The sequence below is a fragment of the Phaeobacter sp. PT47_59 genome (assembly GCF_028890025.1).
Classification (GTDB): Bacteria; Pseudomonadota; Alphaproteobacteria; order Rhodobacterales; family Rhodobacteraceae; genus Phycobacter.
Genome location: NZ_JARCJL010000007.1, coordinates 39,871 through 50,499 on the forward strand (window position 1 = coordinate 39,871; position 10,629 = coordinate 50,499).

14 protein-coding genes are annotated in these 10,629 nt (G+C 63.1%); 6 read left to right on the forward strand and 8 right to left on the reverse strand.

All coding sequences use genetic code 11. The features are described from left to right. Window positions 1–17 precede the first annotated feature (17 nt). Entirely contained in the window at window positions 18–641 is a 624-nt protein-coding gene (locus tag PXK01_RS08285) for a trimeric intracellular cation channel family protein (protein ID WP_274859615.1), read from the forward strand. A 5-nt stretch (window positions 642–646) separates the two neighbouring features. Here PXK01_RS08285 and PXK01_RS08290 read toward each other — a convergent pair whose 3' ends face one another. From PXK01_RS08290 to def (PXK01_RS08310), 5 genes are all read right to left on the reverse strand, one after another. Continuing rightward, window positions 647–883: a GlsB/YeaQ/YmgE family stress response membrane protein gene (locus tag PXK01_RS08290; RefSeq protein ID WP_274847665.1), complete on the reverse strand. Its 237-nt coding sequence runs from the start codon at window positions 881–883 to the stop codon at window positions 647–649. Between the two features lie 90 nt (window positions 884–973). Further along, window positions 974–1,879 (reverse strand): methionyl-tRNA formyltransferase, encoded by a 906-nt coding sequence (fmt, locus tag PXK01_RS08295; RefSeq protein ID WP_274859616.1) that lies wholly within the window; start codon window positions 1,877–1,879, stop codon window positions 974–976. A gap of 15 nt (window positions 1,880–1,894) precedes the next feature. Next, window positions 1,895–2,392, reverse strand: a complete 498-nt coding sequence (def, locus tag PXK01_RS08300; RefSeq protein WP_274847663.1) for a peptide deformylase — start codon at window positions 2,390–2,392, stop codon at window positions 1,895–1,897. Beyond that, on the reverse strand, window positions 2,389–2,895 hold the full coding sequence (def, locus tag PXK01_RS08305) for a peptide deformylase (RefSeq protein WP_274859618.1): 507 nt from the start codon (window positions 2,893–2,895) through the stop codon (window positions 2,389–2,391). The genes def (PXK01_RS08300) and def (PXK01_RS08305) overlap by 4 nt, the downstream gene beginning before the upstream one ends. A 35-nt stretch (window positions 2,896–2,930) precedes the next feature. Continuing rightward, window positions 2,931–3,452, reverse strand: a complete 522-nt coding sequence (gene def / locus PXK01_RS08310) for a peptide deformylase (RefSeq protein WP_274847661.1) — start codon at window positions 3,450–3,452, stop codon at window positions 2,931–2,933. Between the two features lie 99 nt (window positions 3,453–3,551). Here def (PXK01_RS08310) and PXK01_RS08315 point away from each other — a divergent pair, with 99 nt between their 5' ends. Then, the gene (locus tag PXK01_RS08315; protein ID WP_274859619.1) at window positions 3,552–4,724 is read left to right on the forward strand and encodes a MalY/PatB family protein; all 1,173 of its coding nucleotides are present in this window, start codon (window positions 3,552–3,554) and stop codon (window positions 4,722–4,724) included. Window positions 4,725–4,813: 89 nt separating this feature from the next. Here PXK01_RS08315 and PXK01_RS08320 read toward each other — a convergent pair whose 3' ends face one another. Then, window positions 4,814–5,182: a hypothetical protein gene (locus PXK01_RS08320; RefSeq protein ID WP_274847659.1), complete on the reverse strand. Its 369-nt coding sequence runs from the start codon at window positions 5,180–5,182 to the stop codon at window positions 4,814–4,816. 217 nt (window positions 5,183–5,399) lie between these two features. Between PXK01_RS08320 and PXK01_RS08325 the strand changes: the two genes are divergently transcribed. The 4 genes from PXK01_RS08325 to PXK01_RS08340 all read left to right on the forward strand — a co-directional run bounded on the left by PXK01_RS08325 (window position 5,400) and on the right by PXK01_RS08340 (window position 9,604). Then, entirely contained in the window at window positions 5,400–6,374 is a 975-nt protein-coding gene (locus PXK01_RS08325) for a glutathione S-transferase family protein (protein WP_274859620.1), read from the forward strand. Window positions 6,375–6,516: 142 nt separating this feature from the next. After that, a complete protein-coding gene (locus tag PXK01_RS08330; protein WP_274859622.1) occupies window positions 6,517–7,479 on the forward strand; it encodes a threonine-phosphate decarboxylase in 963 nt (320 codons plus the stop codon). Then, window positions 7,476–8,387: an adenosylcobinamide-phosphate synthase CbiB gene (gene cbiB, locus PXK01_RS08335; RefSeq protein WP_274847656.1), complete on the forward strand. Its 912-nt coding sequence runs from the start codon at window positions 7,476–7,478 to the stop codon at window positions 8,385–8,387. Before PXK01_RS08330 ends, cbiB begins: the two co-directional genes overlap by 4 nt. Window positions 8,388–8,431: 44 nt before the next feature. After that, window positions 8,432–9,604: a lytic murein transglycosylase gene (locus tag PXK01_RS08340; protein ID WP_274859624.1), complete on the forward strand. Its 1,173-nt coding sequence runs from the start codon at window positions 8,432–8,434 to the stop codon at window positions 9,602–9,604. 10 nt (window positions 9,605–9,614) lie between these two features. Here PXK01_RS08340 and PXK01_RS08345 read toward each other — a convergent pair whose 3' ends face one another. Both PXK01_RS08345 and PXK01_RS08350 read right to left on the reverse strand, forming a co-directional pair. Then, complete coding sequence (locus PXK01_RS08345) at window positions 9,615–9,980, reverse strand: hypothetical protein (protein ID WP_274847654.1); 366 nt, start codon at window positions 9,978–9,980, stop codon at window positions 9,615–9,617. A gap of 93 nt (window positions 9,981–10,073) precedes the next feature. Then, window positions 10,074–10,541: a YbjN domain-containing protein gene (locus PXK01_RS08350; RefSeq protein ID WP_274847653.1), complete on the reverse strand. Its 468-nt coding sequence runs from the start codon at window positions 10,539–10,541 to the stop codon at window positions 10,074–10,076. Between the last annotated feature and the right edge of the window lie 88 nt (window positions 10,542–10,629).

A 10,629-nucleotide genomic window follows, 5' to 3' on the forward strand; every position in this document is an offset into this window, starting at 1 on the left:
CTCCCGGAGAGCAGCCCATGACAGTCCTGACGCTGCTTGATTATGCTTCGGTTCTGGTCTTTGCCCTCACTGGCGCGCTGGTGGCCAGCCGGGCGCAGCTTGATATCGTCGGCTTTGCCTTCGTGGCCTGCCTCACGGCGGTGGGTGGCGACACGGTGCGGGACCTCCTTTTGGACCGTCACCCGGTGTTCTGGGTGGATGATCCCAATTTCATCCTTCTGGCAACCGGTGCCGCCGGAGTGGTCTTTGTCACCGCGCATCTGGTGGAAAGCCGGATGAAATGGGTGATCTGGCTCGACAGTTTTGCCCTGGCAGTTGCGGTTCCGGCAGGCACCGGCGCGGCCATCGCCATGGGCAAACCGCCGGTGATCGTGGTGCTGATGGGCATGGCGACCGGATCACTGGGCGGGCTGATGCGCGATGTGGTCTGCAACGAGGTGCCACTGGTTCTGAAACAGGGCGAGCTGTACATCTCCTGCGCGATGGCAGGGGCGATCACCGCTGTCACCGCGATCTGGATGGGGCTGGAAACGGGCCCGGCCCTATTGGCCTGTGCGGTGGTCTGCTGGGCCCTGCGCGCAGGCTCCATCGCCTTTGGCTGGCACCTGCCCGTCTACAAAAGCCGCCCGCCGCGCGGTTAAGGCCCTTACTTCTGGAAATATTTCTGCCAGATCCAGATCAGTGCCAGGGCGCCAAGCACCGCGCCGACAAAGCCCGACAGCATCCCCATCACCGCAAGAAGCGTACGCAGCACCAGCCCGCCAATCACGGCGCCCGCCATTCCGATGGCCACGGTGGTGATGATATCCGCCTCGATCCGCATCAGCCGCGTGGCCAGGAAACCGGCAGCGGCCCCGATGATGATAAGCGCGACAATGGGCATCTCATTTCCTCCAACAACACGGCGAAACAGGGACAGGATCGCATCCCGGCCCTGCAAAGAAAAGAGAGTGCGCGCAATATCGCGCGCCGATTACAGGCGCGTGCCCTTTGCCACCGGGAAGCCGCGCAGGAAGACATCCCGGTCCTGCGCGCCTTTGCCTGCTCTTTGCAAGCGCAGCAGTTCCACCGCGCCGCTGCCGCAAGCGACGGTCAGGCTGTCACTCAACACTTCGCCCGCCTCACCGCTGCCGTCGGCAAGACGCGAGGCCAGAAGTTTCACCCGCTGGCCGTCGACCTCGCACCAGGCGCCGGGAAAGGGCGACAGGCCACGGATCTTGCGGTCCACCTCCTCGGCCGGTTGGCTCCAGTCAATCTGGGCCTCGCCCTTGTCGATCTTGGAGGCATAGGTGACGCCCTCTTCGGGCTGCACGTCCGGCGTGAGGTCAGGCAGCAGCGCCAGGGCCTCCACGATCAGACCGGCCCCCATGTCGGACAGGCGGTCGTGCAACTGGGCGGTGGTCTCCTCGGCGCCAATGGGCGTCGCCTGGCGCAACAGAACCGGCCCCGTGTCCAGCCCCGCCTCCATCTGCATGATGCAGATGCCGGTCTCCGCATCGCCCGCCATGATCGCCCGGTGGATCGGCGCCGCGCCGCGCCAGCGCGGCAGCAGGCTTGCGTGGATATTGAGGCAGCCATGCTTAGGCGCATCCAGCACCGCCTGCGGCAGGATCAGCCCATAGGCCACCACCACGGCCACATCCGCCTCAAGGGCTGCAAACTCCGCCTGTTCCTCGGCCCCTTTCAGGGAGACCGGGTGGCGCACCTCAAGACCCAGCGCCTCGGCCCGTGCGTGAACCGGCGTCGGGCGGTCCTTCTTGCCGCGGCCCGCCGGGCGCGGCGGCTGACAATAGACGGCGGCGATGTCATGCCCCGCATCCACCAGCGCATCCAGCACCGGCACGGAAAACTCGGGCGTTCCCATAAAGATGACGCGCATGGCCCTATCCCCCCATTAGCCGGTCAGTTTCTTGGATTTTCGGATCAGCATGTCACGCTTCACCTTGCTGAGCCGATCGATATAGAGCTTGCCGTCCAGGTGGTCGATCTGGTGCTGCACGGAGGTCGCCTCGATCCCGACGAAGTCGCGCTCGGTGATCTCGCCACTCTCATCCATGTAGCGCACGGTGACGGCGCGGGGGCGTTTCACCTTGGCGGAAACGCCAGGAAGGTTGGGCGAAGCCTCGTCATGTTCGCGCAGCTGGGTGGAGGCATGCAGGATCTCGGGGTTGGCCATGCGCACCGCCTTGCCGCGCTCGGTCGAGCCATCGACGACGGCAAGGCGCAGCATCACGCCGATCTGGTTGGCGCCAAGGCCGACGCCCGGCATCGCCTCCATCGTGTCGATCATGTCCTGCCAGATCTGGCGGATCTCGTCGGTGATCTCGGTCACTTCTTCGGCGCGGGTGCGCAGGCGTTTGTCGGGCCAGGGCAGGCAGGGGCGGACGGTCATTCTGTGGTCCCTTTCAGGGCGGAGTATTCGGCTTCGACCGCAGCACGGGCCGCCGGATCAAGGTGATCAAGGGTCAGGGTGCCGTTCAGATGGTCGAATTCATGCTGGATGCAGCGCGCCTCGAAGCCGTCGAAATCGGCCATGTGAATATCCCCTTCGGCGGCGGTCCATTGCACGGTGACAGCCACGGGGCGTTCAACCGGGACCATGACACCGGGGATCGACAGGCAGCCTTCCTCCATCGTGACCGGCACGCGCTCCACCGCCATGATCGACGGGTTGATCATCACCATCGGGGAGCGCTTACCCTCTTTCCAGGTGCAATCCATCACGAAAAGCCGCTTCATCACCCCCACCTGCGGCGCGGCAAGGCCCCGGCCATTGGCGGCATACATGGTGTCGAACATATCCGCGATCAGATCGTCGAGGTGCTCCTGCTCCACCGGCGCGCAGTGCTGCACCAGCCTTGGATCGGGCCATTTCAGGATCGGCAGAACGGCCATGGGCAAGCCCCTCATCTGGCGCTGCGGGCGGGGGTTTACTGCTCCCGCGCGCGCTCGCGTTTCAGCTTTTGCATCTTGCGGGTGATCATCTGCCGCTTCAGCGGTTTCAGGTAGTCGATGAACAGCTTGCCGTTCAGATGGTCGATCTCATGCTGCACGCAGGTCGCCCAAAGCCCGTCAAAGGTCTCGCTCTGCTCATGCCCGTCGCGGTCGATCCACTTGACCTGCACCTCTTTGGGGCGGGTCACCTCGGCGTATTGCTCGGGGATCGACAAGCAGCCTTCCTCGTAGACGTTGGTTTCCTCGGAGGAGGCGACGACCTCGGGGTTGAACATCACCAGGGGGCGCGCATCGCCCTCACCTTCCTTGACGCAATCCATCGCGATCACTCGCTGCAGGATACCCACCTGCGGCGCGGCCAGGCCGATACCCGGTGCGGCATACATGGTTTCCAGCATGTCATCGGCCAGCACGCGCAGCTCGTCCGACACATCAGGCACAGGCACGCAGACCTTTTTCAGGCGGGGATCGGGGTGGATCAGGATCGGTCGTTTCATGGGCATGATTTAGGCGATTGCACCCCGCCCTGCAACGCCCCCCTTGCGCATGGCGTCATTGTGCGTAGCTTCACTGCCAAACAACCGGAGTTTCGAGCCATGGATTTTGACACCCTCATCGACCGCCGCGGCACCCATTGCGCCAAATGGGACATGATGGAGAGCCTATATGGCGTCTCGCCCGATGACGGGCTGGCGATGTGGGTGGCAGACATGGATTTCCCGGTACCTCCCGCGGTCACCGACAAGATGCGCGAGATGGCCGATCACGGCGTCTATGGCTACGTGAACTGCGAGAAACCCTACAAGGACGCGATCCGCTGGTGGATGCAGAACCGCCACGGCTGGGAGGTGGAGGCCGACGCGATCTTCACCACCACGGGTCTCGTGAACGGTGTCGGCATGTGCCTGGATACCTTCACTCAGCCCGGCGATGGCATCGTCCTGTTCACGCCCGTCTATCACGCCTTTGCCAAGGTGATCCGCAATGCGGGCCGCGAGGTTGTCGAATGCCTGATGACCAACACTGATGGTCGCTACGAGATGGATTTTGACGCCTATGATGCGCAGATGACCGGCAAGGAAAAGATGGTCATCCTCTGCTCGCCGCACAATCCCGGCGGCCGCGTCTGGAGCCAGGCGGAACTGCAGGCGGTTGCGGATTTTGCCAAGCGCCACGATCTGATCCTGTTGTCGGATGAGATCCACCACGATCTGGTCTATCCCGGCCACACACACATCCCGATGCAGAACGCGGTTCCGGACGTGACCGAGCGGCTGTTGATGCTGACCGCGCCGTCCAAGACCTTCAACTTTGCGGGCCTGCACACGGGTCAGGTGATCATTCCCGATCCGCACCTGCGTGAACAATTCCAGCGCCGCATGCTGGCCCTTGCCCTGGCGCCGAACTCGGCCGGGCAATTCGCCACTGCCGCCGCCTATTCGCCCGAAGGTGCCAAATGGGCCGATCAACTGGTCGCCTACCTGGATGGCAACCGTCAGGTTTTTGACGCCGCGATCGACAAGATCCCCGGTCTGTCGTCGATGCCCTTGGCCGCGACCTATCTCTCTTGGGTCGATTTCTCCGGCACCGGCATGAGCCGCGAGGAATTTACCAAAAGGGTCGAACAGGGCGCAAAGATCGCCGCCAACCACGGCACCACCTTCGGCACCGGCGGGGAAGATTTCCTGCGCTTCAACCTTGGCACACAACGCTCCCGCATCGAAGAGGCCTGCGCGCGCTTGGCCGAGGCCTTCTCGGATCTGCAGTAATCAAACGACAAAGGGCGCGGCCTATGGCTGCGCCCACCAATGCCAATAGTTGGCAAGGTCTCTCCATTAAGTCACGCCGCTGGCAGGTCTCACGCCTCGCCGTGCAGCCCGTCGTATGAGATCAGCCCAACCGGAGCGTCCGGCGCTCGGTAGAAATCCAGCGGAGCCTTCTCGGCGGCCGCGGTCGCCCGCTTGAACTCATAGCGCATCTCGCCGCCTTCGGCTTCGGAGGCAACGATCAGGCATTGCGACAGGTGACGGGCACCATCGTAGAGATCGACCAGGCCGCGCAGTTGCGGTGCGTCCACCTCTTCCACCGAAAAGCCGTCCTTCCACATGCGCAGAACGGGAAACTGGGATTCGCCCACCTGCACACGCAGGCGGCTTTTCTTCTTCATCCCCTGAATACGCGCGGCGTCCAATGCGTCCTGAACGGCCTTGGGAACATAGGTGGTCATGGCAATTGCCTTCCTGGTGGGATCTTCTGATCTGCGGGCACGCCCTAGGGTGACTCACAATGCCCTAAAATCAAGTGAAGTTTTCCTGAAATCCGCTGCATGTGGTCGCAGGACACGCGCCCCTGTGCAGATCCGCAGAGAAGCTGCGCGCCTGTTGGCGTGGCGCGCAGGCCCGCTTTGCCTATTTTGCGGGTCTGGAACGGTAAGGAGCGAAACGATGGGTCTTTTGATCGACGGCACATGGCAGGACACATGGTACGATACCAAATCGACAGGCGGTGCCTTTGAGCGCTCGGTCTCGCGGTTTCGCAACTGGATCACGCCGGACGGCAGCGCAGGCCCTTCGGGCGATGCGGGCTTTGCCGCCGAAAGCGGGCGCTATCACCTCTATGTCTCGCTCGCCTGCCCCTGGGCGCATCGCACCCTGATCTTTCGCCAGTTGAAAGACCTTGCCGACCATATCTCTGTCTCGGTTGTCCACCCCGACATGCTGGATCGCGGCTGGACCTTTCAGACCGACGATCATGGCGCCACCGGTGATACCCTGTTCAGCCATGATTACGCCTATGAAATCTATACCCGCGCCGATCCCACCTATTCGGGTCGGGTCACCGTGCCGATCCTCTGGGACAAGCAGCGCAACACCATCGTGTCGAACGAAAGCTCGGAAATCATCCGCATGTTCAACTCGGCCTTTGACGATCTCACAGGAAATCGCGACGACTACTGGCCCGAAGAGCTGCGCGAACCGATCGAGGCGGTCAACGCACGCATTTACGACACGCTCAACAACGGGGTCTATCGCTGCGGCTTTGCCACCACGCAAGAGGCCTATGATACGGCAATCGGGCCGCTGTTCGACACGCTCGACTGGCTGGAGGACCTTCTGTCAGAACACCGATACCTGCTGGGCACCCGCGTGACCGAGGCCGACTGGCGCCTGTTCACCACGCTATTGCGGTTCGATCCGGTCTATCATTTGCACTTCAAGTGCAACCGCAACCGGCTGATCGATTACCCGAACCTCTGGGCCTATACGCGAGAACTGTACCAGTGGCCCGGCGTCAAACAGACCGTCGGCATGGAGCACATCGTGCGCCACTATCACTACAGCCACGACACCATCAATCCGAACCGGATCCTGCCGATCAACCCGGTGATCGACTGGGAGGCTCCGCACGGAAGAAGCTAAGGAATTCCTTACCTTTTTGACTGCCAGCCCGCAAAATGCCGCCCTGGGTTGCAGTGTCCAGTTGCTTTATCACCTGACCTGTTTCATATGGCTGACGACCGGCACCGGGTGATCGGTGTCCTTTCACGAGTCAGGGCCTGAAATGGTGACACTGGATACCGGGGCTGAACCCACCGCACGCGACCATGGCGGTAATCTCTCCGCAGCCATTGCCACATATGGCGGCCTGCGCTCGGAGTGGATCGATCTGTCCACCGGCATCAATCCAGCCCCCTATCCCTTGCCCGATTTCACAGCCGAGGATTGGTCCGCCCTGCCCGATGCGACCGCCGCCGACGAGCTGCACCGGGCGGCGCGCGAGTTCTGGCGCGTGCCAGAGGGTGCGGCGGTGCTGGCCTCCCCCGGCGCCTCGGCCCTGATTGCCCTGGCACCTGCGCTGGCGGCCGCCCGCTGGGTACGGATCGACACGCCCACCTATAATGAACACGCTGCCGCCTTTCTCGCGCAGGGCTGGCGCATCGCAGACACCCAGCCGGCCGAGGCCTGCGTCGCCGTCCATCCCAACAATCCCGACGGGCGCCTGTGGCAGGCCTCAGACTTCAACACGCCGTTTCGCATCATCGACGAAAGCTTCTGCGACATCTGCCCGGATCAAAGCCTGATCCACCTGGCCAAGGAGCCGGGAACGCTGGTCCTGAAAAGCTTTGGCAAGTTCTGGGGGCTGGCTGGCTTGCGATTGGGCTTTGCCATCGGGGATCCGGCGCTGATTTCACGCCTGGCCGATCTGCAAGGCCCCTGGGCCGTGTCCGGCCCGGCGCTGAAGACCGGCATTCGCGCGCTCACCGATGGTGATTGGGCCGTGCAGACCCGAGCCCGGCTGGCACGCGATGCCACCCGGTTAGACGATCTGGTCCTGCCCAAAGGGGCCGAGTTGGTCGGTGGAACCGATCTGTTCCGGCTCTACCGCGTGGATGATGCCGCCGCCTGGCAGGACCGGCTGGCCCGCGCCCATATCTGGAGCCGCATCTTCCCCTATTCCACCACATACCTGCGCCTTGGCCTGCCGCCGGACCATGGCTGGACCCGTTTGGAGGCCGCCCTTTGAGCACCGCCACACTCCTTGCCCTTGCTCTGATCCTGGATGCGCTCTTTGGCGAACCGCGCTGGCTGTGGGATCGTCTGCCGCATCCCGCTGTGCTGATGGGTCGGCTGGTCAAGACACTGGACGAGGGGCTGAACGCAGGCAGTGGTCGCAAGATCAAGGGCGTGGCGGCCGCATCGGCTCTGATCCTGACGGGCTTGATCCTGGGCTGGCTGCTGTCGCTCTTTGGTCCCCTGGTCGAGATCCTGCTGGCCGCCGTGCTGATCGCGCAACGCTCCCTGATCGATCATCTTCTGGCCGTGGTCACAGGGCTGCGAAACGGTCTGGAGGGCGGGCGCCAGGCGGTGGCGATGATCGTCAGCCGCGACACCGACGGCATGACCGGCCCGCAAGTGGCGCGCTCTGCCATCGAAAGCGGTGCGGAAAACATGTCGGACGGGGTGATTGCACCCGCCTTCTGGTTCCTGGTGGCCGGGCTGCCGGGGCTGATCGCCTACAAGATGATCAATACCGCCGACAGCATGATCGGCTACCGCAACGCGCGTTACGAGGAGTTCGGATGGGCCGCCGCCCGGCTGGATGATCTTTTGAACCTGATCCCGGCGCGGCTGACCGCCGTGCTGATCGCGGTGAGCGGCCGCGTGCTGCGCGACTGGCCCGCCATCGCGGCCGATGCGAAACAGCACCGCTCTCCCAATGCCGGCTGGCCCGAGGCGGCCATGGCGCGCGCATTGAACGTGGCGCTATCGGGGCCACGATCCTACGACGGAAAGATGCGCGATTTTCCATGGGTGCACGAGGCTGGCGCCAAAAGCGCTGACGCCCATGCGATCCGGCGCTGCACCGAGATGCTGTGGATGGCCTGGGCGCTAGGCCTTGTGTTGACAGTTGCCATCGCGGTGATCTTCTAGCACATATCAAGGCAACCTCCCTGTCTAGAAAGGACACCGAAGGCATGCGCAAACTGGCCCTTTCCCTTGCAACCGCCGCGTTGCTGCCCGCAAGCGCCATGGCTGAATGCGGCGGCAGCTTTTCTGATTTCATCGCAGGCTTGAAACAGGAGGCCGTGACAGCAGGCTTTGATCCCGCCACGGTGAACGCCTTCTTCAAGGGTACAGAGCAGGATCCAAAGGTGCTGCGCGCCGACCGGGCACAGGGGGTGTTCCAGAAACCCTTTATTGAGTTTTCGCGCCGCCTGATCTCGCAGAACCGGATCGACCGGGGCAAGGCAATGTCAAAGAAATACGACAGCACCTTCCGGCGCATCGAAAGCACCTATGGCATCAACCGCGGCGTGCTCTTGGCCTTCTGGGCGTTCGAGACCGATTACGGCGCCTTCCAGGGCGATTTCAACACCCGCAACGCGCTGGTGACCCTGGCCCATGATTGCCGCCGCCCGGAGCTGTTTCGCCCGCAGATCTTTGCCGCGCTGGAGCTGTTTTCACACGGAGATTTCGACCCGGCGCGCACCACCGGCGCCTGGGCCGGGGAAATCGGCATGGTGCAGATGCTGCCCCGCGACATTCTTGAAAACGGCGTCGATGCGGATGGCGACGGGCATGTGACGCTCAAGACCTCGGCGCCCGATGCGCTGATGTCCGGGGCCAAGATGTTGTCCCACCTCGGCTGGCGCGCAGGGCAGCCCTGGATCCAGGAGGTGCGCCTGCCCGGCGGCATCGATCTGTCGCTCACCGGGCCTGCGCAAAAGCTGAGTGTGGCGGACTGGGCGCGCATGGGGGTTGCCGCGCGCGACGGACGCCTGCCCGCCCCTGAAACGCCCGCCTCGCTGATCCTGCCGCAGGGGCACAAGGGGCCGGCCTTCCTCGCCTATCCGAATTTCGACGTCTATTTCGAATGGAACCAGAGTTTCACCTACGTGATGACCGCCGCCTATTTCGCCACCCGGCTGGAGGGCGCTGCGGTCTATGACGCAGGCAATCCCGATCAGGGCCTCAGCGGCGCGCAGATGAAGCAGCTCCAGAAAAAGCTGCGGTCCCTGGGGCATGACGTGGGGGATATCGACGGCATCCTGGGTGCCAAGACCCGGATCGCGGTACAGAGTGAACAAAAACGCCTTGGCCTGCCAGCCGATGCCTGGCCCACGCCTGCGCTGCTGAACCGGCTCTGACACCCAGGCCTTAGCGCACAGGAAACCGCGCGCCCTTTTGGGTGATCAGCACCACGCGGGTGCCGCTGTGAACATAGAGATCACAGCGGGAAAACCCGTCCACGAAGTCGATGCAGACACTGCCGTCAGGCGCAAGGTGATAGCTGCCCCAGCTGGTGCCGCCGCCATTCACCGCTGAATAGGTATAGGAATAGGCTCCATCGGAACCAAAACGGGCCTCTCCATCATCGTAGAACACGAAGGATTGCCCCGGCAGCGCGGCCAGTTCGACCGGATCAAATGGCCGATCTGAGGGCCGCAAAGCCCAACCGGGCGCATCGGCCACAGCCGCAGCCGCCAAAAGAAACAGTGCTGTTGATACCAGGGCGCATCTCATCCCCGCAGCCTAGCGGTTTTGAGGGCTAGGCGGGGTCACGATCCGGTGACAGAGCCCGACCCCGATTTAAGCTGCAGCTGCACGGGCAAAGGCTTACCAGCCGATGAACTCTTCAAAATCCTTCATCGCACGCGACCAGATCGAAACCTGGCGGGCAAAGTCATCGGCGCTGATCCCGTCCTGACCCATGAAGATGTCCATCTCGATCCGGGCCGAGCCTTCCTCGGAAATATAGCTGCGGGCAAACCGGTTCTGCATGTTCCACTCGTTCACCTTGGACAGGCGCACGGAGCCATCGGTCTGATAGCCCGAGAAGAACTGCACCGCATCGCAGTTCCGGTTGTTGTCGCAGCCGTAGTAGTAGACCGAGAATTCGCTGCCGTAATAGTCGACACGCAATTTGGGGTCGCCCACATTGTCGGTTGTCCGCTCGACCTCGGCTCCCTCATTCTCGAAGAACCGCGCCAGGCTTCCTGCATCCAAGGCATAAAGGTTTTCGGCCTGCGCCGCCAAAGGCAGCATCACGAGGCTGGCGACGGCAAGGGATCTGGCGAGGGGCATGGCGGCTCTCCTTTGGGCGTTTAGCAAGAGCCTAAGTCGGGGCCTGCCCTGGCACAAGAAATTCTCCGGCCTGACAGGGGGGAGTTTC